Annotated in this window: 21 protein-coding genes and 1 other annotated feature (1 of these 22 running past the window's edge); of the genes, 20 read left to right on the forward strand and 1 reads right to left on the reverse strand. The window is 44.0% G+C overall.

Annotated elements, in window-relative coordinates; all coding sequences use genetic code 11:
* Positions 1–16 precede the first annotated feature (16 nt).
* The 4 genes from accD (at position 17) to pyk (ending at position 4,760) form a co-directional block, all read left to right on the forward strand.
* Positions 17–877 (forward strand): acetyl-CoA carboxylase, carboxyltransferase subunit beta, encoded by an 861-nt coding sequence (gene accD, locus VQ00_RS02920; RefSeq protein ID WP_046178931.1) that lies wholly within the window; start codon positions 17–19, stop codon positions 875–877.
* Positions 874–1,845 carry an acetyl-CoA carboxylase carboxyl transferase subunit alpha gene (accA, locus tag VQ00_RS02925; protein WP_046178577.1) on the forward strand — a complete coding sequence of 324 codons (972 nt, stop codon included), beginning with the start codon at positions 874–876 and terminating at the stop codon, positions 1,843–1,845. The genes accD and accA overlap by 4 nt, the downstream gene beginning before the upstream one ends.
* A gap of 168 nt (positions 1,846–2,013) precedes the next feature.
* Positions 2,014–2,973, forward strand: coding sequence for a 6-phosphofructokinase (pfkA, locus tag VQ00_RS02930; protein WP_046178932.1), 960 nt, complete (start codon positions 2,014–2,016; stop codon positions 2,971–2,973).
* Positions 2,974–2,996: 23 nt separating this feature from the next.
* Positions 2,997–4,760 (forward strand): pyruvate kinase, encoded by a 1,764-nt coding sequence (gene pyk, locus VQ00_RS02935; RefSeq protein ID WP_046178578.1) that lies wholly within the window; start codon positions 2,997–2,999, stop codon positions 4,758–4,760.
* Here the strand turns inward: pyk and ytvI are convergent.
* The gene (ytvI, locus tag VQ00_RS02940; protein WP_046178579.1) at positions 4,747–5,766 is read right to left on the reverse strand and encodes a sporulation integral membrane protein YtvI; all 1,020 of its coding nucleotides are present in this window, start codon (positions 5,764–5,766) and stop codon (positions 4,747–4,749) included. The two genes, pyk and ytvI, sit on opposite strands and share 14 nt — an antisense overlap.
* 77 nt (positions 5,767–5,843) lie before the next feature.
* Between ytvI and VQ00_RS02945 the strand changes: the two genes are divergently transcribed.
* From VQ00_RS02945 to thrS, 16 genes are all read left to right on the forward strand, one after another.
* Positions 5,844–6,299: a DUF441 domain-containing protein gene (locus VQ00_RS02945; RefSeq protein ID WP_046178580.1), complete on the forward strand. Its 456-nt coding sequence runs from the start codon at positions 5,844–5,846 to the stop codon at positions 6,297–6,299.
* 65 nt (positions 6,300–6,364) lie between these two features.
* Positions 6,365–6,607, forward strand: coding sequence for a hypothetical protein (locus tag VQ00_RS02950; protein WP_046178581.1), 243 nt, complete (start codon positions 6,365–6,367; stop codon positions 6,605–6,607).
* A 305-nt stretch (positions 6,608–6,912) separates the two neighbouring features.
* Entirely contained in the window at positions 6,913–8,031 is a 1,119-nt protein-coding gene (gene citZ, locus VQ00_RS02955; RefSeq protein ID WP_046178582.1) for a citrate synthase, read from the forward strand.
* Positions 8,032–8,143: 112 nt separating this feature from the next.
* Positions 8,144–9,412, forward strand: a complete 1,269-nt coding sequence (gene icd, locus VQ00_RS02960; RefSeq protein ID WP_046178583.1) for an NADP-dependent isocitrate dehydrogenase — start codon at positions 8,144–8,146, stop codon at positions 9,410–9,412.
* A 68-nt stretch (positions 9,413–9,480) separates the two neighbouring features.
* A complete protein-coding gene (gene mdh, locus VQ00_RS02965; RefSeq protein WP_046178584.1) occupies positions 9,481–10,422 on the forward strand; it encodes a malate dehydrogenase in 942 nt (313 codons plus the stop codon).
* Positions 10,423–10,551: 129 nt separating this feature from the next.
* Positions 10,552–11,268, forward strand: coding sequence for a response regulator transcription factor (locus tag VQ00_RS02970; RefSeq protein ID WP_046178585.1), 717 nt, complete (start codon positions 10,552–10,554; stop codon positions 11,266–11,268).
* Positions 11,265–13,040, forward strand: coding sequence for a two-component system histidine kinase PnpS (gene pnpS / locus VQ00_RS02975; RefSeq protein WP_046178586.1), 1,776 nt, complete (start codon positions 11,265–11,267; stop codon positions 13,038–13,040). The genes VQ00_RS02970 and pnpS overlap by 4 nt, the downstream gene beginning before the upstream one ends.
* A 226-nt stretch (positions 13,041–13,266) precedes the next feature.
* A complete protein-coding gene (gene polA / locus VQ00_RS02980; RefSeq protein WP_046178587.1) occupies positions 13,267–15,891 on the forward strand; it encodes a DNA polymerase I in 2,625 nt (874 codons plus the stop codon).
* 12 nt (positions 15,892–15,903) lie between these two features.
* The gene (gene mutM / locus VQ00_RS02985) at positions 15,904–16,740 is read left to right on the forward strand and encodes a DNA-formamidopyrimidine glycosylase (RefSeq protein WP_046178588.1); all 837 of its coding nucleotides are present in this window, start codon (positions 15,904–15,906) and stop codon (positions 16,738–16,740) included.
* Entirely contained in the window at positions 16,737–17,333 is a 597-nt protein-coding gene (coaE, locus tag VQ00_RS02990; RefSeq protein WP_046178589.1) for a dephospho-CoA kinase, read from the forward strand. The genes mutM and coaE overlap by 4 nt, the downstream gene beginning before the upstream one ends.
* A 148-nt stretch (positions 17,334–17,481) precedes the next feature.
* Positions 17,482–18,510, forward strand: a complete 1,029-nt coding sequence (locus VQ00_RS02995; RefSeq protein WP_046178933.1) for a glyceraldehyde-3-phosphate dehydrogenase — start codon at positions 17,482–17,484, stop codon at positions 18,508–18,510.
* 210 nt (positions 18,511–18,720) lie between these two features.
* Positions 18,721–19,104 carry an adenosylmethionine decarboxylase gene (speD, locus tag VQ00_RS03000; RefSeq protein ID WP_046178590.1) on the forward strand — a complete coding sequence of 128 codons (384 nt, stop codon included), beginning with the start codon at positions 18,721–18,723 and terminating at the stop codon, positions 19,102–19,104.
* 297 nt (positions 19,105–19,401) lie between these two features.
* A complete protein-coding gene (gene nrdR, locus VQ00_RS03005) occupies positions 19,402–19,860 on the forward strand; it encodes a transcriptional regulator NrdR (protein ID WP_046178591.1) in 459 nt (152 codons plus the stop codon).
* Between the two features lie 65 nt (positions 19,861–19,925).
* Complete coding sequence (locus tag VQ00_RS03010) at positions 19,926–21,311, forward strand: replication initiation and membrane attachment family protein (RefSeq protein WP_046178934.1); 1,386 nt, start codon at positions 19,926–19,928, stop codon at positions 21,309–21,311.
* Positions 21,298–22,224 carry a primosomal protein DnaI gene (gene dnaI, locus VQ00_RS03015; protein ID WP_046178592.1) on the forward strand — a complete coding sequence of 309 codons (927 nt, stop codon included), beginning with the start codon at positions 21,298–21,300 and terminating at the stop codon, positions 22,222–22,224. Before VQ00_RS03010 ends, dnaI begins: the two co-directional genes overlap by 14 nt.
* A gap of 476 nt (positions 22,225–22,700) precedes the next feature.
* Positions 22,701–24,632, forward strand: coding sequence for a threonine--tRNA ligase (gene thrS / locus VQ00_RS03025; RefSeq protein ID WP_046178594.1), 1,932 nt, complete (start codon positions 22,701–22,703; stop codon positions 24,630–24,632).
* A gap of 123 nt (positions 24,633–24,755) precedes the next feature.
* Positions 24,756–24,856, forward strand: a sequence feature (ribosomal protein L20 leader region); it runs 37 nt beyond the window's last position.

A 24,856-nucleotide genomic window follows, 5' to 3' on the forward strand; every position in this document is an offset into this window, starting at 1 on the left:
AGTGGCGATTAAAAATATGTTCACGAAACAAAAACCAAAAAAAATAAAATATGCAACGATTCCGTCAGAGGCAGCAAAACAAGATGTCCCTGAAGGTATTATGCAAAAATGCCCGAAATGCAAGAAAATTATGTACACAAGAGAATTACAAAAAAATCTCCATGTTTGTTTTGGGTGTGGCTATCATTACCCGATGAGAGCGCATGAACGCATTAAAAGTCTTCTTGATGAAGGCTCCTTCCGTGAACTCGATGCCGGGTTATCAACAGCCAATCCGCTTCAATTTCCGGATTATGAAGAAAAAATAGCAGCTGATCGAAAGAAAACCGGCTTAAATGAAGCGATTGTGACAGGTGTCGGATCGATTGATGGCTATCCGTCCGCTTTTGCATTTATGGACTCGTCGTTTCGGATGGGCAGCATGGGTTCAGTCGTCGGTGAAAAAATCACGCGAGCTGTTGAAGAAGCGATTCGTCTGCGGATTCCCTTTATTATTTTTACGGCTTCTGGCGGTGCTCGTATGCAGGAAGGGGTTTTGTCCCTTATGCAAATGGCAAAGACTGGTGCTGCGTTTAAACGGCTCAGTGATCGCGGCGGCTTGATTGTTTCGGTAATGACTCATCCGACAACGGGCGGCGTATCGGCAAGCTTTGCATCGTTAGGAGACTTCAATTTTGCGGAGCCTGGGGCGCTGATTGGGTTTGCAGGACGGCGGATTATTGAGCAGACGATTCGTGAAAAGCTGCCAGAAGATTTTCAGACGGCTGAATTTTTGCTTAAGTGCGGTCAGCTTGATGCTGTTTTGCATAGAAGTGAAATGAAAGAAAAGCTTTCATTTTTGCTCGATATTCATCAAACGGGCGGTGGAGAAAGATGACAGGACTTGAATTTGAAAAGCCGGTTCGTGATCTACAAGAAAAAATTGCGGAATTGAAAAAGTTCACTTCCACATCAGAGGTGGATTTATCTGACGAAATTGAAAAGCTGGAACTGCGCTTAAAGAAACTGGAAGATGATATTTACAACAGCATGACGCCTTGGGATCGCGTGCAAATGGCACGTCATCCGAACCGGCCGACGACACTGGATTATATTTCATACCTGTTTGAAGGCTTTTTTGAGCTGCATGGAGACCGCACATACGGCGATGATGCAGCGATTGTCGCGGGGATCGCGAAGTACCATGGTCAGCCGGTAACTGTTATCGGCCATCAGCGTGGCCGTGATACGAAAGAAAACATTCAGCGGACATTCGGTATGCCTCATCCGGAAGGATACCGGAAAGCATTACGTCTCATGAAGCAGGCAGAGAAATTTAATCGCCCGATTATTTGTTTAATTGATACAAAAGGAGCGTACCCGGGAAAAGCAGCGGAGGAACGTGGACAGAGCGAAGCGATTGCCCGCAATATTTTTGAAATGGCCGGCTTGACGGTCCCCGTTATTTGTGTCGTAATTGGCGAAGGGGGAAGCGGCGGAGCATTAGCACTTGGTGTAGGCGATCGGTTATTTATGCTTGAAAACTCTACATATTCTGTTATTTCACCGGAAGGGGCTGCTGCTCTTTTATGGAAAGATGCGGGCCTCGCGAAACGTGCAGCCGAAACGATGAAAATTACAGCTCCAGATTTACGTGCACTTGGCATTGTGGATGAAATCATTCCGGAAGTGCGCGGCGGTGCGCACCGTGATGCGAAAAGGCAAGCTGAGCTGATGGATGAAGTCCTGAAGCCGGCGATTAAACAGCTGCTAACGATGGAACAAACTTCTCTTGTTGACCAGCGGTATGAAAAATATAAACGGATTGGCGGCTACGCCGAACAAACAACCGGCCTGAAGGATTAACTTTCAGAGCCGGTTTTTTCAGTAATCTTATGCAAACATGAATTTTTTTAGATGTTAACGCTTACTTCGCGGGTAAAGATTGTGAACGGCAAACCGTTCTGTTATCTTAAAAGGAGATAGGCATATGAGAGTTGTGACTGACAAAATTTTTTTAGAGGTGACAGGATGATGAAACGAATTGGTGTATTAACAAGCGGTGGGGACGCGCCGGGAATGAACGCGGCTGTACGGGCAGTTGTCCGGAAGGCAATTTATCATGACATGGAAGTGTTCGGTGTGTATCAGGGCTACCATGGCTTGATTAATGGGCACATAAAGCAGTTGGACCGCGGTTCTGTTGGCGATATTATCCATCGCGGAGGTACCATTCTTCGTTCTGCCCGCTGCTTGGAGTTTAAGACACTTGAAGGGCAAAAGCAGGGTATTGAGCAGATGGAGAAATTCGGCATTGAGGGACTCGTTGTCATTGGCGGAGATGGATCGTACATGGGAGCAAAAGCATTGACTGAGCACGGTTTCCCATGTGTTGGTGTACCAGGAACGATTGATAATGACATTCCAGGAACCGAATTTACAATTGGTTTTGATACGGCTTTGAACACCGTTATCGATGCAATCGATAAAATTCGTGATACAGCAAGCTCTCATGAACGGACATTTATTGTCGAAGTGATGGGCCGCCATGCAGGAGATCTTGCGCTTTGGTCAGGCCTTGCCGGCGGAGCGGAAACAATTCTTATTCCAGAAGCGCCGTATGACATGAACAAAATTGCTTCAAAGCTAAAACGCAGCCAGGAGCGCGGCAAGAAACACAGTATTATTGTCGTAGCAGAAGGCGTCATGACAGGTAACAAATTTGGTGCTATTATTGAAGAGTTGACAGGATTCGACACGCGCGTTTCTGTTTTGGGCCATATGCAGCGCGGAGGCACGCCAAGCGCGTCAGACAGGGTGTTGGCAAGCCGTCTCGGTGCGCATGCAGTGGAATTGCTTCTTGAAGGAAAAGGCGGACGGGCTGTCGGAATCGAACAAAACCAAATCGTTGATTACGACATTATCGAAGCGCTTTCGAAGCCGCACAAAGTGGATCAGCGTATGTATGAACTATCACAGGAACTGTCGATTTAACTACGAAATTGGAGGAACTATTGATGCAAAAAACGAAAATCGTCTGTACAATCGGACCGGCAAGTGAAAGTCTTGAAACGCTTGAATCGTTAATAAAAGCAGGGATGAACGTTGCCCGTTTGAACTTCTCTCATGGAAGCCATGAAGAGCATGGGGCGCGTATTCAAAATATTCGCCAGGCAGCAAAAAATACGGGGAGAACGGTCGCGATTTTACTTGACACGAAAGGTCCTGAAATTCGCACACACCAAATGGAAAACGGATCTATTGAGCTCGAAAGCGGAAAAGACGCCGTTGTTTCGATGACAGAAGTGCTCGGAACACCTGAAAAATTTTCAATTACGTATTCAGGTTTAATTGATGATGTGGAGCCAGGCTCCAGCATTTTACTTGATGATGGCTTAATTGGTCTTCTTGTCACAGGCATTGATCGTGAAAAAGGCGAAATTGGCGTTCGCATTTTAAACAGCGGTACGCTAAAAAACAAAAAAGGGGTAAACGTTCCGGGCGTTTCCGTTAAATTGCCGGGAATTACAGAAAAAGACGCAGAGGACATTCGTTTTGGCATCGAGCAGGACGTAGACTTTATCGCCGCCTCTTTTGTCCGTCGTACATCTGATGTATTGGATATTCGTGAGCTTTTGGAAAAAAACAAAGCGGCTCACATTCAAATTATCCCGAAAATTGAGAACCAGGAAGGTGTCGATAACATTGATGACATCCTTGAAGTAGCTGACGGCTTAATGGTAGCGCGTGGGGATCTTGGTGTGGAAATTCCGGCTGAAGAAGTGCCGATTGTTCAGAAACAGCTTATCAAAAAATGCAACCTGCTAGGCAAACCAGTTATTACTGCTACACAAATGCTTGATTCGATGCAGCGTAATCCACGCCCAACCCGTGCAGAGGCAAGTGATGTGGCCAACGCAATTTTTGACGGAACGGATGCCATTATGCTATCAGGTGAAACGGCAGCTGGTACTTACCCGCTTGAAGCCGTTCAAACAATGCATAACATTGCTGTTCGGGCAGAAGCAGAATTGCAAATGAAAGACATTCCGCCACGCCGCCGCAACAATACAGGGCGCATGACAATGACGGATGCCATTGGGCAGTCTGTTGCGAAAACAGCGGAAGCACTTGAAGTGCGCGCTATTATTGCGCCAACGTCAAGCGGCCATACAGCACGAATGATTTCACGCTACCGTCCAAAAGCATCTATTTATGCGGTGACAGATAGTGAGCGTGTCACAAGAAGCCTTTCACTTGTCTGGGGTGTAGTGCCTCTTATGGGACTAAGCGTATCTTCTACAGATGAAATGCTTGATAACGCGGTTGTTCATTGTTTGGACGAAGGCATGATCAGCCACGGTGAACTTGTTGTGATTACTGCGGGAGTTCCAGTAGGTGAATCCGGAACAACAAACTTAATGAAAATCCACGTTGTCGGTGATATTTTAGTGAAAGCACAAGGTATCGGCCGTCATTCTGCATACGGGAAAGTGGTAACGGCGAAAACATCATCTGAAGCACTTGAAAAAGTAAAGCAAGGCGACATCCTTGTCACATACGGAACCGACCGTGAAATGATGCCTGCTATTGAAAAATGCAGTGCCATTATTACGGAAGAAGGCGGATTAACGAGTCATGCAGCTGTTGTTGGCATTAATCTAGGCATTCCGGTTATCGTTGATGTAGAAGGAGCTTTAACAACACTCTCAGACGGACAGGAAATTACAGTTGATGCAGCACGCGGTATTATCTACAATGGTCACGCTAACGTTTTGTAAACAACAAGCGAGAGCGATACACGGACGAACAAGCAAGCAAAAACAGAGGTCCTGTCATTAAACCAAAAATGCCTGCTAAATGGTAACCAGCAAATGCTGCAAATAAAACAGCAAGCGGATGCAGTCCAGCTGAATCGGCCACGAGTTTTGGTTCAAGCAGCTGGCGCATGATCGTAATTACTACGTAAAGAATGGCGGCAAAAATGGCGATTTTTGTTTGGCCGGTGAGTATGCAGAAAAACACCCATGGAAGAAACAGTAAGCTTGACCCGATGATGGGCAAGAACTCAAGCACTGCCGTTAAAAAAGCAAGCTCCAGCACGTGCGGGATATGCAACAGAAAAAAACCAATACATGCAGCGGCAAAAGTAGCGGCAAAAAGCTGCACTTGGGCATAACCGTATGCATAAAAAGAAGCAGAAAAATCATTTGCAGCAATAGCTGTTTTTTCACGGATGGATTCAGGCAGGATTGAAATAAAGGAAGAACCATCCTTTGCAATGAAAAATGCAGCCAGTATGGCAATTAATACTTCAACTGCTGTTCCTGAAAGAGCGAGAAAATAAGATGTGCCTATAAGCAGCCATTTTCCCGCGTATTCTTCAATAGTGTTGCCAATAGCTGTTTCAACATCGTATAAAGACTGTACTAGAAGCTCTTTTTGATCTTCTGTTAGAAAAGCCGTAACGCTATTAATTAACTGTTCTAAATGCGCTGTAGCGATCGGAATGTAATGAGGAATCACATAATGGATGTGTGAAGCTGTTCGGGCGCCGATCCAGCCGAATAAAAACAGGCCAGCCGAAAATAGGCACAGAATCCATCCGAGAGAAGCGAGTACAGCAACGTTTCGGGATACACCCGCTTTTTTTTGAATGAAGTGGGCTGGTTTATGCAAAACAGCGGCAAAAAATGCCCCGGCTAAAAAAGGCTTGAAAATCGGCAGCAGCCAGTAAATAGAAAGCAAGACCGCACTAACGAGAACATATTGTATAATCATCCGCATGGTACATGCCTCCATCTCTCTTATACTCGTATGAAGAAATGGGCATGTCCATGCGTCTTTTTTTTAGAGGTGAACACATGCAGGCATATTTATTTTTGCTTTTATTGGTCATAATCAGCATGATCGCGAAAAATCAATCATTGCTTTTCGCATCTGCCCTTTTGCTTGCCTTAAAAGCGGTGGGTCTCGATATGAAATGGTTTGATTTGATGCAAAAAAACGGTATAAACTGGGGTGTAACAGTTATTACAATAGCGGTACTTATCCCGATTGCAACAGGTGCAATTGGCTTCAAGGAACTAGGGGCAGCATTAAAATCGCCATACGCCTGGATTGCGCTAGCGGCCGGTATTCTTGTTGCGCTAATCGCAAAAAATGGGATTGTGCTTTTGGCGGAAGATCCGCATATAACAACAGCACTTGTATTGGGCACAGTATTAGCTGTAGCCCTTTTCAACGGTGTTCCAGTCGGTCCGTTAATCGGTGCAGGCATTGCGTATTATGCAATGAAATTATTTTCTTTGTTCCAGTAACCGAAAAGCGAAACTTTTTTACCGGGTTATCCGTAAGCATATAATATAAGAAGATAAAAAAGGGGATGAGCACGGTGTTAACGAAAAATCCGGGTATTGCCGCTGTATTGAGCGTGTTTTGGACGGGAGTCGGCCAAATTTATAACGGCCAAATTATAAAAGGCCTTATTTTAATTGTCGTACAAATAGTGAATGCAGCGTTAATGTGGGTGTTAATCGGCTTTGTGACCTATCCGATTGTATGGATCTGGGGCATTTATGACGCATATAAAACGGCGGAAAGAATGAATAGACGTTCTGATTTTTAAGCCGGAACATATTATAATACCATAAATTCCGAGCATGTTATGTTCGGAATTTTGCTATTTTCTAAAAAAATTTTGAACGATTTGACACGTTTTGATTCACAAACCTCTATAGATTGTTTATAATAAGCAATGTAAGCGCACACCTTTTTGAACATTGCACCAATTTTTTTGTTCGGAAAAGTGGTATACAATTTTACATAAGCTTTTTTATTTTCAAAATGGTACTGAGCAGTTGCTCAGAATGCACATACAAACAAATAAAAAAGCGGGTAATGGGGAAATAAACAGGCGAAGGAGAGATAATTATGACTACTGCACGCGGACTCGAAGGAGTAGTTGCTACAACGTCATCTGTCAGTTCAATCATTGATGACACACTTACATACGCAGGTTATGACATTGATGATCTGACTGAAAATGCGAGCTTTGAAGAAGTGATTTATTTGCTTTGGCACCGCAGCCTTCCGACACAGGCACAGCTGGACGAGCTGAAATTACAGCTATCGGAAAGCTATGACATCCCTCAGGAAATTATGGATCATTTCAAAATGTATCCAATTGACAAAGTTCATCCAATGGCGGCGCTCCGTTCATCCGTTTCATTACTCGGTCTTTATGACGAAGAAGCAGATGTTATGACAGATGAAGCCAACTATCGTAAAGCAATTCGTATTCAAGCAAAAATTCCGGCACTGGTTACAGCATTTGCACGCATCCGCAAAGGACAAGAGCCGATTGCGCCGAAAAAAGAATATGGCATCGCGGAAAACTTCTTGTATATGCTTTCCGGCAATGAGCCGACAGCAGTGGAAATTGAGGCATTCGATAAGGCACTCGTTCTTCATGCAGATCATGAACTAAATGCTTCCACATTTACAGCGCGTGTATGCGTGGCAACGTTATCTGATATGTATTCTGGTGTAACAGCTGCTCTTGGTGCACTTAAAGGTCCTCTTCATGGCGGCGCAAACGAACAAGTTATGAAAATGCTTACAGAAATCGGATCAGCTGATAATGTGGAGCCATACATTCTTGAAAAGCTAAACAATAAGGAAAAAATCATGGGCTTTGGACACCGTGTTTATCGTCAAGGCGACCCGCGCGCGAAGCACCTTCGTGAGATGTCAAAGCGCTTGACGGAGCAAAACGGTGAGCCTGAGCTTTATAATATGTCGATTGAAATTGAAGAACTTGTAACAGGCAACAAAAATCTTCCGCCAAATGTTGACTTCTATTCGGCATCCGTTTACCATAGCCTCGGCATTGAGCACGATTTGTTCACTCCTATTTTTGCTGTGAGTCGTGTGTCTGGCTGGATTGCGCATATTCTCGAGCAGTATGCCAATAACAGACTGATCCGTCCACGGGCGGAATATACAGGTCCAGATATGCAAAAATACGTGTCGATCGACCAACGTACCTGATTAAGAAAGCATTTGCAAACAAATAAATAACTAGTGTAATATGGAAGATGGCAAACAAAGGTTAGGGCACGAATCCTCTAACCTTTGAACATGGAATTGGAGGAATTTTAAGATGACTCAAGGCGAAAAAATTACAATGCAAGACGGCGTATTAAACGTACCAAACAATCCCGTCGTTCCTTTTATTGAAGGCGATGGAATCGGTCCTGATATTTGGGCAGCAGCATCACGCGTATTAGATGCAGCAGTTGAAAAAGAATACAATGGCGAAAAGAAAATCATCTGGAAAGAAGTTCTTGCCGGTGAAAAAGCATTCAACCAAACAGGCGAATGGCTTCCAAAAGAAACGCTTGAGCAAATTGATGAATACTTAATCGCAATTAAAGGTCCACTTACAACTCCAGTTGGCGGCGGAATTCGTTCATTGAACGTGGCACTTCGTCAAGAATTGGATCTTTTTACGTGCCTTCGTCCAGTTCGTTATTTTGATGGCGTACCTTCACCAGTAAAACGCCCTGAAGATACAGATATGGTTATTTTCCGTGAAAACACAGAAGATATCTATGCAGGAATTGAGTATGCAGAAGGTTCTGACGAAGTGAAAAAAGTCATCGAATTCCTTAAAAATGAAATGGGCGTAAATAAAATTCGTTTCCCTGAAACATCAGGAATTGGCATTAAGCCAATCTCAAAAGAAGGAACAGAGCGCCTTGTACGTTCCGCAATTAACTATGCATTAAAAGAAGGCCGCAAGTCTCTGACGCTCGTTCATAAAGGCAACATTATGAAATTTACAGAAGGTGCGTTTAAAAGCTGGGGCTATGATCTTGCTGAGAAAGAATTCGGCGATCAAGTCTTTACATGGGAGCAATACGATAAAATTAAAGAAGCAGAAGGCACAGATGCTGCGAACAAAGCACAGTCTGACGCTGAAGCAGCGGGCAAATTGATCGTAAAAGATTCCATTGCCGACATCTTCCTGCAGCAAATTTTGACTCGTCCGAAAGAGTTCGATGTTGTCGCAACAATGAACTTGAACGGTGATTACATTTCTGATGCTCTTGCAGCGCAAGTAGGCGGAATCGGTATCGCACCAGGTGCAAATATTAACTACGAAACAGGCCATGCGATTTTTGAAGCAACACACGGAACAGCACCAAAGTACGCTGGTCTTGATAAAGTAAACCCATCATCTGTATTATTGTCAGGCGTTTTGCTTCTTGAGCACCTTGGCTGGACAGAAGCAGCAAGTGCGATCACGAAATCAGTGGAAAAAACGATCTCTTCTAAAGTGGTTACATATGACTTTGCCCGCCTTATGGATGGCGCAACAGAAGTGAAATGCTCTGAATTCGCAGATGAATTAATTAAAAACCTATAACGGCCAATGCTCTCCATTACGGAGAGCATATACATACTGATTTATACAAATAAAGGGGGAGTTTTATTATGACAGCATACAATCGCAAAAAAGTTTCTGTAATCGGTGGCGGATTCACGGGTGCAACAACAGCGTTCTTTCTTGCACAAAAAGAATTGGCAGATGTTGTCCTAGTAGATATCCCACAAGCAGACGGTCCTACAAAAGGGAAAGCTTTGGATATGTTAGAAGCAAGCCCGGTTCAAGGATTTGACGCAAACATTACAGGTACATCAGATTATGCAGATACAGCGGGTTCTGATATTGTTATTATCACAGCGGGAATTGCGCGTAAACCAGGCATGAGCCGTGATGATCTTGTTCAGACGAACCAAAAAGTAATGAAATCTGTTACAGCTGAAATCGTCAAACATGCTCCAGATTGTACGATTATCGTGTTAACAAATCCAGTTGATGCAATGACTTATACTGTTTTAAAAGAATCTGGATTCCCGAAAAACCGTGTTATCGGCCAATCAGGCGTCCTGGATACAGCTCGTTTCCGTACATTCGTTGCACAAGAATTGAAAGTATCAGTTAAAGATGTAACAGGTTTTGTTCTTGGCGGTCACGGTGATGACATGGTACCGCTTGTTCGTTATTCATATGCAGGCGGCATCCCGCTTGAAACATTAATTCCGAAAGATCGTTTAGATGCAATCGTTGAACGCACGCGTAAAGGCGGCGGCGAAATTGTTCAGCTTCTAGGCAACGGTTCAGCATACTATGCACCAGCGGCATCACTTGTTGAGATGACAGAGGCCATCCTAAAAGATCAGCGCCGCATTTTGCCCGCAATTGCTTATCTCGAAGGCGAGTACGGTTACGATAAATTGTACTTGGGCGTCCCGACAATCCTTGGCGGCAACGGCATTGAAAAGATCATTGAACTCGAATTGACTGCAGATGAAAAAGCAGGTCTTGACAAGTCTGCTGACGCTGTACGCAATGTCATGTCTGTTCTTGCATAAACATATGCTTTAAAGAACCTGCCATCAATTGGCAGGTTCTTTTTTATACAAATCCTTGCAGAACGGCTCTTTCTCAAGCATGATTATTTCGTTATAATGGAAGATAGACATTTGAATCAGGAGGGCCATATGAAAAAAATTCTAGTCGTGGATGATGAATCATCTATCGTGACATTAATTAAATACAACCTCGAACAAGCGGGCTTTGAAGTGGAAACCGCTTGTGACGGAGAGGAAGCTCTTAAGCAGGCAGAAGCGGTATCACCTGATTTGATTATTTTGGATTGGATGCTCCCGAAGTTTGATGGCATGGAAGTGTGCAAAGATCTTCGTCAAAGAAGAGTGACGACACCGATTTTAATGCTAACAGCCAAAGATGAAGAGTTTGATAAAGTACTTGGTCTTGAACTAGGAGCAGATGATTACATGACGAAACCATTTAGTCCGCGAGAATTGATTGCCCGTGTAAAAGCAATTTTGCGCCGTGTTCAGCAGGCGCCGGCAGAACCGGTTGAGGAAGAAGTAGATGACAGCGAGTTAATTAAAGTGGCTGACTTAAAGCTGTTTCCTGAAAAATACGAAGCGTATTACAAAGAAAACCTGATTGATTTAACACCAAAAGAATTTGAACTGCTGCTGTTTTTAGCTGAAAATAAAACGAGAGTGCTGACACGTGACCAGCTGCTTGCGGCTGTCTGGAAATATGACTTTGTCGGTGATACACGTATCGTAGATGTTCATATTAGCCACTTGCGTGATAAAATGGAGGAAAATACAAAAAAACCACAATACATTAAAACAATCCGCGGTTTGGGCTACAAATTGGAAGAACCAAGAGAAGCATGATCAATTTTCGGACAAGGCTGATCTTGTCGCTTATCACATTCATTGCCATCGTACTTGTCGCACTTGGCATTTGGCTTGGTCAAATGTTTAAATCGTATTATTTGGCAACGGTTAACGACCGTCTTGAACGAGAAACATCTTTACTCGCCAGTGCGATAGAAGATTGGGGAGGGGTTAAAGCGTTCGATCCTGTTATGCTCGGGGAGTGGAGCGAGCAAATGGATACACGCTTGAATGTAGCGGATAACGCCGGAAATCTTCTTTATGACAGCGGCGGAGCAAATGAGCAGCAGACAGCGATTCACCATGATATTGTACAGCGTATTTCAGGTACATTGAATGAAGAAAATTATAAAAATTCATTGTTGCGAAAATTGGACGTTCAATATCATTGGGAGCATATTTTAAATGAAGAAGGCGAGCAGGAGGGCTACGTTGTAGTCAGCATGCGAGTGGAGGCGCTCGATGAAATATACGGGCAAATCTGGCTTATTTTACTGGCGTCACTCGGGTTTTCTCTTGTGCTGATCGTCTTGATCGGAACAAAAATAACGGGTCGTTACGTGAAGCCAATTGAATCCGCTACAGCTGTTGCCATTGAACTGGCAAAAGGCAATTATCGGGCACGCACATATGAAACTCCGCCGGATGAAGTGGGAATGCTTAACACATCGATTAATATTTTAGCGCGAAATTTGCAGGAAATGATGCAGGCGCAGGAGGTTCATCAAAATCGTCTGACTACGTTAATAGAAAATATTGAAAGCGGCTTACTGCTTATTGATGATCGTGGATATATTGTCATGGCAAACCGTTCGTTTAAAAAAATGTATAGTACAGGCCGAATTATTAAAAAACGGTATTACGAAGTGATTACGCAGGAAGATGTAATAAAAGTAGTGGAAGATGTATTTATGACGGAAAAAAACGTCCGCCGACAAATTAAAATCCCATTCGAGCTGGAAGAAAAAGAAATTGAAGTATCCGGCGCACCGATTATTGGTACAAATGACGAGTGGAAAGGCATCCTGATTGTATTTCATGATATAACCGAAATCAAGCACTTGGAGCAAATGCGTAAAGATTTTGTTGCGAATGTTTCCCATGAATTAAAAACACCGATTACGTCGATTAAAGGTTTTTCGGAAACACTTTTAGATGGTGCATTGAATGATCCGGATGCTGCTAAAATGTTTTTGGAGATTATTTGGAAAGAAAGCGGCCGGATGGAGACGCTTGTTGCGGATCTTTTAGACCTGTCAAAAATCGAACAAAAAGGGCTTACGATCAATATTACGACTGTATCATTAAACAAATTGATGAAAGAAATGATTGTCACACTTGAAAGCCGGCTTGAAGCGAAACAAATCGTTCTGCGGGTGAATTTGCCTGATCATTTAATGATTCAGGGAGACGAATACCGGCTGAAACAAGTGTTTCTAAATTTAATTACAAATGCCATTTTATATACGCCAAAAGGCGGCCGGATTTTTATTGAAGGAAACGAGTCAGACCGCATGGTGAATGTGAGGGTCTCAGATACAGGAATCGGTATCGAAAAAATGGAGCTGCCGCGTATTTTCGAGCGCTTTTACCGGGTTGACAAGGCGCGGAGCCGGGATTCAGGCGGAACAGGGCTTGGGCTTGCGATCGTGAAGCATATTATGGAAGCCCATCACGGGAAAATCAATGTGGAAAGTAAAATGAATGAAGGAACATCGTTTACGGTTTCATTTAGAAAAGACCTGACGAATGATTTTACAAAAGATTAATGAATCGTTTACATTCATTTTATATTCATCTGGTATAGTATGAAGTATCAACCCCCTTTATCCAGCTTTTGTTTGGCGGAGTCCCCTTGTTGATGGGTCTCCGCCGCTTTTTTTTATCGGGACGGATATAAGCCGTTGTTTTCTTTTATTCTACCGTGCATGGTAGAATAAAAAAGAAAACAACGGCTTTTTTAATGCATTCAGTCTTGGATGCAAAGGAGGATTTATGGAGAAAAAATTAGTATTAATCGACGGAAACAGCATTGCGTACCGAGCTTTTTTTGCACTGCCGCTTTTAAGCAATTCTAAAGGTGTGCATACAAATGCTGTGTACGGCTTTGCCATGATGCTTAATAAAATTGTGAAAGATGAACAGCCGACCCATATGCTCGTTGCGTTTGACGCAGGGAAAACGACATTTCGCCATGAAACGTTCAAAGAATATAAAGGGACGCGCCAAAAAACACCGCCTGAGCTTTCCGAGCAGTTTTCGTACGTACGTGAATTATTAAAAGCGTACGGCATCCCGTATTTTGAGCTGGAAAATTATGAAGCAGATGATATTATTGGAACGCTGTCTCTTGAAGCGGAGCGGGAAGGGTTTATCGTCAAAGTGTATTCAGGTGATAAAGATTTAACACAGCTCGCAACAGACAAAACGACTGTATGCATTACACGCAAAGGGATCACCGACATTGAAGAGTATACACCAGAGCATGTTCAAGAAAAATATGGGCTGAAGCCGCTTCAAATTATTGATATGAAAGGGCTGATGGGCGACTCATCAGATAATATTCCGGGTGTGCCAGGCGTTGGTGAAAAAACAGCGATTAAGCTGTTGAAGCAATTTCATTCTGTCGAAGCGCTGCTGGAGGCGATTGATCAAGTAAGCGGAGCAAAGCTGAAAGAAAAACTGACTGAACATAAAGATATGGCTGTTATGAGCAAGCAGCTGGCCACTATTTTACGAACTGTACCACTTGAGCTGGCAATGGAACGGCTTGTATACAATGGCGCAAACGATGATGAACTGTATGATTTATACCGTGACCTCGAATTTAAAACGCTCCTTGAAGGTATATATCGGACGGCCGAAGCAGAACAAATGACAGACGTGTCATTTACGATCGTCACAGAACCGGAAGCGGCTCATTTTAAACAAGCAGACGCCGTTTATGTGGAAATGATGGATGTGAATTATCATAGAGCGCCGATTGCGGGTATCGCTGTATCCGGCAATGGACATACCATTTTTATGTCTGGGGAAACGGCTATTTCGTCTCTTGCGTTTAAACAATGGGCAGAGAACCAATCGGCTCGAAAAACGGTTTTTGATGCGAAACGGACTGTTATTGCACTGCGACGCCATGGTATTGAGATTGCCGGTGTTGACTTTGATGTATTTCTTGCTTCTTATTTGATCAATCCGTCCGAATCGCCAGAAGATTTTGCGGCTGTGGCGAAACTGCACGGCGAAACGGGAATCGCATCAGATGAAGCGGTTTATGGCAAAGGCGCAAAGCGTGCGCTTCCGGCAGAAGAGGTGTATGCAAAACATGTTAGTGCCAAGGCGGAAGCATTAAGCCGTCTCGATGAAACGTGCCGGCACGAGCTGTCCCAAAATAGTCAAAACGAATTATTGGATGAGCTTGAACTGCCGCTGGCGCTCATTTTAGCGGATGTGGAATCAGAGGGTGTCCGTGTTGATATAAACCGATTAAATGAAATGGGCACAGAATTGAAAAAACGGCTTGCTGAAATGGAACAGACGATTCATACACTTGCCGGAACCGATTTTAATATTAATTCGCCGAAGCAGCTAGGGGTTATTTTATTTGAGAAGCTTGGATTGCCGACACTGAAAAAAACAAAGACAGGCTATTCTACATCCGCTGATGTGCTGGAAAAATTAGCACCGTCACATGAAATTGTTCAGCATATCCTGGATTATCGCCAAATCGGCAAACTGCAGTCTACATACATCGAAGGGCTGCTTAAAGTTGTGGATCCGGACACGTGCAAAATTCACACGCGCTTTAATCAAGCTTTAACTCAAACAGGGCGGCTCAGCTCGACTGATCCAAATCTGCAAAATATTCCGATCCGCTTGGAAGAAGGACGGAAAATCCGGCAGGCGTTTATTCCGGAAAAAGCGGACTCCGTCATGTTTGCGGCTGATTATTCGCAAATTGAGCTACGGGTGTTAGCTCATATAAGCGGGGATGAAAAACTGATTGACGCATTTAAGCACGGGCTCGATATTCATACCGCAACCGCAATGGAAGTGTTCCATGTTAAGGAAAGTGTTGTAACATCTAATATGCGGCGCCAGGCAAAGGCGGTTAATTTCGGTATTGTTTATGGCATTAGTGATTATGGCTTGTCACAAAATCTTGGAATTACCCGGAAAGACGCAGCTGAATTTATTGGCCGTTATTTAAAGACGTATCCAGGTGTCAAAGAATACATGGACACGATTATTCGTGAAGCAAAAGAAAAAGGCTACGTGACAACACTGCTAAATCGTCGCCGCTATCTCCCGGAAATAACGAGCCGCAACTTTAATTTGCGTTCGTTCGGTGAGCGTACGGCAATGAATACGCCGATTCAAGGAAGTGCAGCCGATATTATTAAAAAAGCGATGATTGATGTCGCCGAGCGGCTTGAGCAGGAACAATTAACATCCAAGCTGTTATTACAGGTGCACGATGAACTGATCTTTGATGTGCCAAAAGAAGAAATTGATCAAATGGAACGTATTGTACCGGAGGTCATGGAGCATGCTTTTGAGCTGGATGTCCCGCTCAAAGTGGACTATTCATTTGGACCGACATGGTACGATGCAAAGTAAGGAGAGAGAAGTATGCCGGAATTACCGGAAGTAGAAACAGTCCGCCGCACATTATTAGACCTTGCGGCGGGCAAAACGATAGCTGGCGTCGATATACGCTGGCCAAAAATGATTAAGCAGCCGGAAGCCGAACCATTTCGTGATGCGCTAGTTGGTGAAACGATCCGATCAATCGACCGCCGTGGGAAATTTTTAATTTTCCAGCTGGATCATTACGCGCTTATTTCGCATTTACGGATGGAAGGCAAATTCAGTGTTAATCAATCATCTGAACCGGAAGCACCACATACACACGTTGTCTTTTCATTTACAGACGGCAGTGAGCTTCGCTACCGGGACGTTCGCAAATTCGGTACGATGCATTTAACAGCAAAAGGAACAGAAAACGAACTTTCTTCTTTAAAAGCACTTGGTCCGGAGCCGTTTGATGAACGCTTTACACCAGAATATTTACATGAAAAGCTGCAAAAAACATCTAGACAAGTGAAAACGGCGCTTCTTGATCAAATTATTGTTACTGGCCTTGGGAATATTTATGTGGATGAAGTATTGTTTCGGTCACGTGTGCATCCACATCGGGTTAGCAGGACGATTACGAAAGAAGAAGCAAAACAAATCCACTTGTATACAATTAGCGTATTAGCAGAAGCAGTCGAAAGAGGCGGAAGTACGATTCGAACTTATCTTAACAGCCAAGGGCAAAAAGGGACGTTTCAAGAAGTATTGAACGTATATGGACGTGCAGGGGAAGCTTGTGTAGAATGCGGAGCGGAAATTGTGAAGATGAAAACCGGCGGACGTGGCACACATATTTGCCTGCACTGTCAGCCGCTTGAAGGTTCAGTATGATTATTGGATTAACCGGTGGAATTGCAAGCGGGAAAAGCACAGTCAGCAGCCTGCTCAAAGAAAAGGGGTTTACAGTTATCGACGCAGATATCGCCGCCCGCGCTGTTGTCATGCCAGGGCAGCCAGCACTACTGAAAATTGTTGAGGTGTTTGGCAGTGAGATCTTAGCACTAGATGGAACATTGAATCGTGAAAAGCTCGGATCAATCATTTTCCATGATGAATCCAAACGAAAACAGCTAAATGACATTGTTCACCCGGCTGTCCGAGCATGGATGCTGTCTGAAAAGAACAACGCAATTGAGGCGGGGCACGAAACGATTATTTTTGATATTCCTCTTTTATTTGAAAGCAAGCTCACATGGATGGCAGACCGTACATTGCTTATTTACGTTGAACCAGCTGTTCAGCTAAAACGGCTTATGGATCGAAATGGTTATACAGAGCAAGAAGCTGCTGCCCGGATTCAGTCCCAGATGCCTATTCATGAGAAAAAAGCGCTCGCCGATGACATAATCGACAATAGTGAAACAATCGAAAAAACAATAGAGCAACTCAGCAACTGGATAACCCGATTAGGACTCGAATCTTAATCGGGTCTTTTTGTGTCCCTTTCTTCAAAATTAACTGATTTATTTTATTGGGTCATTTTATTATTTCTTTTTCACTTTAATGTGTTATACTAAATTCAGATAATAAATATAAAGTATAACACTAATTCGTGGGAGGCCCTCATTTATGATGAAAGCAAAAGTAGCAATTAACGGATTTGGCCGGATTGGCCGCATGGTGTTTCGCAAAGCGATTTTGGACGATGACCTTGATATTGTAGCGGTGAACGCCAGCTATCCGGCGGAAACTCTTGCTCATTTGCTCAAATACGATACGAATCATGGGAAATTCGAAGGGGATGTGCAAACAGAAGGAGATGCCCTTATTATTAATGGGAAACGGGTTCAGCTTCTTTCCAGCCGGGATCCACTCGAACTTCCGTGGGACAAACTTGGTATCGACATTGTCATCGAAGCGACGGGCAAATTTAACGCACGTGAAAAAGCAGCGCTTCATTTGCAGGCAGGAGCAAAAAAAGTGGTCCTCACTGCGCCAGGGAAAAATGAAGACGTGACCATCGTAATGGGGGTAAATGAAGAAGTGCTGGACGTAGAGAAACACGAGATTATTTCAAATGCATCTTGCACAACAAACTGTCTTGCACCGGTTGCCAAAGTACTCGATGAACAATTTGGCATCGAAAATGGCCTAATGACAACCGTTCATGCCTACACAAATGACCAAAAAAATATTGATAATCCACATAAAGATTTACGCCGTGCCCGTGCTTGCGCCCAGTCGATCATTCCGACGTCAACCGGTGCGGCTAAAGCACTGTCACTCGTTTTGCCGCAGCTAAAAGGAAAGGTGCACGGCATGGCGCTTCGTGTGCCAACATCTAACGTGTCGCTCGTCGACCTTGTTGTGGATGTAAAACGGCCGGTAACAGTAAAAGAAGTAAATGACGCATTTAAAGAAGCTGCTGCTGGCCAATTAAAAGGGATTTTAGATTTTACAGAAGAACCGCTTGTGTCAGTTGATTTTAATACAAACCCGCATTCTTCTACAGTTGATGGACTGACAACAATTGTGATGGGTGACAGCAAAATAAAAGTGCTTGCTTGGTACGATAATGAGTGGGGCTACTCTTGCCGGGTCGTTGATCTTGTCCATTTTGTGGCGGAACAAATGAAGAAAAGAGTCTATATTTCTGCTTAAATCAAGCAACGAACAGCTCCGGTGCCTGCCGGAGTTTTTCTTTTGGGAAAAATAAAAGAAACTTGTTGCAAAATGTTGTAGCAGGTCGTATACTCAAATTTGTGAAATAAATGCTTAAAGGGTTAGGACCTCTTCGGACTAACTTTCCCCCGTGGCAGTGATCACTTTTACAATTGATTCAAAAACTACTTTGTAAAAGGGGGAACGATCATGGAAACAATGGGTCGTCACGTCATTTCAGAATTATGGGGCTGCAATTTTGACAAATTAAACGATATGGAAGTCATCGAGAGAACATTTGTCGACGCCGCTCTTAAATCAGGTGCGGAAATTCGCGAAGTCGCGTTCCACAAGTTTGCTCCGCAGGGAGTCAGTGGAGTCGTCATTATCTCCGAGTCTCACTTAACGATTCATAGCTTCCCGGAACATGGATACGCAAGCATTGACGTTTATACATGTGGGGATCTGGATCCAAATATTGCTGCGAACTATATTGCAGATGCGCTTGAAGCTGAAACGCGCGAAACGATTGAGATGCCGCGTGGCATGGGTCCTGTGCGCGCACAACTTAAAGAAACTGCAAACGTTATGTAAACAAAACGGGGTGTATGAACTTTCATACACCTCTTTTCTATTTTCATGACGTCTTTTTTTTAGTATGATAAAGGATAAAGACAAGACCTGCACGATGCAGGTCACGAATGCGTTGCGGTTGATGCCGCATTAGTAGCATTTGATCCGGGCCCACATGATGTGGGTCACAAATGCGTTGCGGCACGATGCCGCGTTATTAGCATTTGATCCGGGCCCACATGATGTGGGTCACAAATGCGTTGCGGCACGATGCCGCGTTATTAGCATTTGATCCTTAAAATCGGAGTTGATTTGATCATGATTTGCCCTGACTGCCGTTTTAACGGGACGAAAGTAGTCGATTCGCGCCCGGCAGATGACGGGCATTCCATCCGTCGGCGCCGCGAATGTGAAAAATGTGGCTACCGGTTTACGACGTTTGAACGTGTCGAGCATATACCTCTCATTGTCGTAAAAAAAGAAGGGATGCGCGAAGAATTTAACCGTGAGAAAATGCTCCGCGGACTGATAAAAGCTTGTGAGAAACGGCCGGTACCACTCGGAACACTTGAGAAAATGACAGCCGACATTGAACGGGATCTGCGTGCAAAAGGTGTATCCGAGGTGCAGTCGGATGAAGTGGGCGAAATGGTTATGGACCGGCTGTCGGCGATTGACGAAGTAGCCTATGTCCGGTTTGCATCCGTTTACCGGCAATTTAAAGATATTAACGTGTTTTTAGACGAGTTAAAAGACATTATTAACAAAGAAAAATAAAATCCCGGGAGATCTTGCTCCGGGCTTTTTTCTTCTTATCTAAAGAAGGCATTGAGGTGAACAGCATGAATCGGCACTGGAATGAAATGCAGCCTGCCGACGCGTATACGATTACAGTGTCCGGCTGTGTGGACAGCCTTGAGCAAAAAGTGATCACGCTTTTGTACCAGCCGCTAATTGGTGCGCAAGCGCTCAGCTTGTACATGACCATGTATGCGGAAGTGGAGGACGGCAAGCTGTCATCAGGCAGCGCGCCGCATTATCACTTAATGAATACGCTCGGCTGCAGTCCGCAGCAAATATATGAAGATCGGCTGAAGCTTGAAGGAATTGGTTTGTTAAAAACATATGTGAAAAAAACAGAAGAAAGCCGGGGGTTTTTATACGAATTATTGCCGCCGCTCGCACCGGATCAATTTTTTACAGACGGCTTATTAAATGTTTTTTTGTACCGGAAAATTGGCAAGCCTCATTTTTTGCGGCTGAAGCGGATGTTTTGTGACCGTGAGCCGAAGTCGCCTGATTTCCGTGATGTGACACACGCCTTTGCTGACGTGTTTTCAACAGGTTATATGGATGCGCAGGAAGCAGAACTGGACAGCACACCGGAGCCAGGCAGCCGTTTAGCCTCAAAAGGCACCAAAACAGGACCCGTTTTAAATGAATCTTTTGATTTTTCCGCGCTTGAGCGTGCGTTAAAAGATGCGTTAATACCCGCCTCTTCTTTGACACCATTTATAAAAGAAACGCTTAAAAAGCTGTCATTTTTATATGGGATCAGACCGCTTGATATGAAAAACCTGGTCCTGTCTTCGTTAAATGAACAAGATGAAATTGACGTGGATGAGCTTCGGAAGTCGGCTCGTAATGCGTATCAATTTGAATCGGGTGGACGTTTGCCGGATATGACACCCCGTATTCAAAAGCAGGAGGGCGCAGCAAATGCTGAACCGAAAACACAAGAAGAAAAGCTTGTTTTCCATTGTGAATCGGTCACCCCGTATCAAATGATCGTTGATATATCTGATAGAGCGCCTTCATCTGTTGATATGAAATTAATTGAACAAGTTATGCTTCAGTACAATTTCACGCCGGGAGTAATGAATGCACTCATTCAATATGTTATGCTGAAATCAAATATGAAGCTGTCAAAAAGCTTTATGGACAAAATTGCGGCGCAATGGGCACGGAAAAAAATTAAAACAGCCAAAGAAGGCATTGAGCTCGCCAAAAGTGAGCAAAAGCAGTCGGATGAATGGACGAAATCAAAAAGTTCACCAAAATCAGCTGGAACCCGAAAAGCAACCCGGCAGGAAAAACTGCCATCCTGGTTCACTGAAAAAGAAGAAAAGCCGGAAACAGTTGACCAAAGCTTTGAAGAAGAGAAAAAGAAGCTAGAGGAAGCACTTCGAAAACGAACAGAGAGGGCGTCGGCCGGTGAAAAAGATTAATGAAGCACTCGGGAAAATGAAAGCGTCGCCCGGGTTTAATGAACAGTACGAACAGACGAAGCGGGAAGTGCTGTCAGATAAGACGGTTCAATCATTTATTAAAGAACATGAGCTGGGCGAAAAAGAAGTAGCGCGCGCGATAGGAAAACTATATGAATATACATCTCAAAGCCATAACTGCGGTAAATGTCCGTCTCTTGATGGATGCATCAATGTGATGGCCGGTTTTGAACCGGAGCTCGCTATGCGTTATAAAGCAGTGGAGCTTGATTACAAACGCTGTTCGTGGAAAATTCGCGATGACGAAATGAAGCATTTAAGGCGGCATGTAAAAAGTCTTTATATGCCGGGTGACGTACTGAAAGCTACATTTGCACAAGTAGAGCTTGATAATCGAAGCCGGTTGAGCGCAGTGTCAACGGCGAAAGATTTTGTGGATGGATACAAGCTGGGAGAAACGTCAAAAGGCTTGTACATACATGGGAAATTTGGTGTTGGAAAATCCTTTTTGTTTGGCGCGATTGCCAATGAACTAGCTGAAAAACATATTGCATCAATGATAGTTTATTTTCCGGAATTCGTCCGTGAAATGAAACAGTCACTCAGTGACCAGTCGACAGGGGCGAAAGTAGAGGCAGTTAAGTCAGCTCCTGTCCTCATGATCGACGATATCGGCGCGGAGACGATGTCAAGCTGGATTCGTGATGATATACTGGGCACGATTTTACAGCATCGAATGTTAGAAGGACTCCCGGTTTTATTTACATCGAATTTTAATTATGCGGAGCTTGAGCATCATTTAACCCATTCACAGCGCGGAGAATCAGAAGCATTAAAAGCGGCGCGGATTATGGAGCGCATTAAATATTTAACAGTTCCGGTTGAGATGGCTGGTGCAAACCGGCGGCAATAAGAAAAGCGCAAGGCGCCTGCTTATTGGCGACAAGCATAAGACGAGGACTGGCGGAGGCGCTTTTTGCCTCCAGAAGGGCTTGGCTTATGACCTCGAGCCGATGGCGCCTGGAGCTGGACAACGCTCAAAACATATACTTTCGTATCTTACGAAAATCGCCCTTGATTTTGAATGGGATGGGTACTATAATAACGTCATATGAAAAGCTAAGACAGGGACATGTTTCATTTGGGACGTCTTTAGAGAGGGAAAGCATCGGCTGCAACTTTCCCGTCACGAACAAATGTTTTTACCACCCTCGAGCTCTGCTTCTGAATCAATTCGATTAAGAAGCGGCGGCACCAGACCGTTATCTGACTGCAATTGAGCCGGGGGTTACCCTCGGAAAGTTGGGTGGAACCGCGATTAAACCTCGCCCCTTCGTTTATGGAGGAGCGGGGTTTTTTGTCGTTTTTAGAAAAAAGGAGGCAACACACATGTCGATTCAATTAACATTTCCGGATGGAGCCGTAAAGGAATTTCCCACTGGAACAACAATGGAGGATGTCGCACAGTCGATCAGTCCGGGGCTGCGCAAAAAAGCACTAGCCGGTAAAGTAGCCGGTACGCCCATTGATTTAAAAACACCGATTGAACAAGACGGTTCGATTGAAATTATCACGCCGGATCATGCAGACGCATTAGGAATTTTGCGCCACAGTACAGCGCACTTAATGGCGCAGGCGCTCAAGCGTATATATGGTGCGGACAAAGTAAAGCTTGGTGTCGGCCCGGTTATTGAAGGCGGTTTTTATTATGATATTGATTTAGACGAGTCGATTACGCCGGAAGATTTGCCGGTCATCGAAAAAGAAATGAAAAAAATCATTAATGAAAATGTGCCGGTTGTCCGCAAAGAAGTAACACGCGATGAAGCAAAAGCGTTTTACGAAGAAATTGGCGATGAATACAAAATTGAACTTCTTGAAGCGATTCCGGCTGACGAAATAGTGACACTTTACGAGCAGGGCGATTTTACTGACCTTTGCCGAGGCGTACATGTGCCGTCAACTGGCAAACTGAAAGAATTCAAATTACTAAATATTGCCGGCGCGTACTGGCGGGGAAATTCTGATAATAAAATGCTTCAGCGCATTTACGGTACAGCATTCTTCAAAAAAGAAGAGCTTGAGCATCATTTGAAAATGATTGAGGAAGCAAAAGAGCGTGATCATCGTAAAATTGGGAAAGAGCTTGATTTATTTACAAATTCTCAAAAGGTTGGTCAAGGACTTCCGCTTTGGCTCCCGAAAGGTGCAACAATCCGACGTATTATCGAGCGCTACATTGTCGATAAGGAAGTAAGCCTTGGATATGACCACGTGTATACACCGGTAATGGGAAGCGTGGAATTGTATAAAACGAGCGGACACTGGGACCATTACCAGGACGGCATGTTCCCGGTTATGGAAATGGACAATGAAGACCTTGTGCTTCGTCCAATGAACTGCCCACATCACATGATGATTTACAAAAATGACATTCATAGCTACCGTGAATTGCCAATCCGTATTGCTGAGCTTGGCACAATGCACCGCTATGAAATGTCAGGTGCTCTTGCTGGCTTGCAGAGAGTCCGCGGCATGACACTAAATGATGCACACATTTTCGTTCGTCCAGATCAAATTAAAGATGAGCTGAAGCGTGTTGTGGAGCTCGTTCTGGCTGTTTACAAGGACTTTGACTTAAACGATTATTCATTCCGTTTGTCCTATCGTGATCCGGAGAACACAGAAAAATATTACGATGACAATGAAATGTGGGAAAAAGCGCAGGCGATGTTGAAAGAAGCAATGGATGAACTTGGTATGGAGTACGTAGAGGCGGAAGATGAAGCTGCATTTTACGGACCGAAGCTTGACGTACAGGTAAAAACGGCGCTTGGCAAAGAAGAAACATTGTCAACCGTTCAACTGGACTTCTTATTGCCGGAGCGTTTTGACTTAACATATGTCGGTGAAGACGGCAAGCAGCATCGTCCGGTTGTTATCCACCGCGGCGTTGTATCAACGATGGAACGGTTTGTCGCTTTCTTGATTGAAGAATACAAAGGTGCGTTCCCAACATGGCTTGCACCGGTACAGGTTCAAATCATCCCGGTATCGAATGAAGTTCATTATGACTATGCAAAACAATTGAAAGATCAATTGAAGTCAGCAGGCATCCGTGTTGAAATGGATAGCCGCGAAGAAAAGCTCGGCTATAAAATTCGCGAGTCGCAAATGAAGAAAATTCCATACATGCTTGTTGTTGGCGACAAAGAGCTTGAAAGCGGCTCGGTTAATGTCCGTAAATACGGCGAACAACAGTCGGAAACGATGTCTTTCGACGATTTTCGCGAGCATGTCCAAAAAGAAGGCAAGCGTTAAGAAAAAAACTATTGTTTTTTTTGAAAAGCAATGGTATGATTTAAAACGTTGGTTCTTTCAGTAGTCTACTGGACATTTGAAAGAAGATATGATATAGTTACTTAGGTGAATAAAACACAATATAAAAGAAAGCAGAAGCACCCGCTTCTCACCTCGTCTGACAAAAAAGTTGGCAGGTTGACATGGTAAACAACAAAGCTGTTTAGTCGGCTTTTTACTGGCGG

The organism is Domibacillus tundrae (assembly GCF_000970675.1).
Classification (GTDB): domain Bacteria; phylum Bacillota; class Bacilli; order Bacillales; family Domibacillaceae; genus Domibacillus; species Domibacillus tundrae.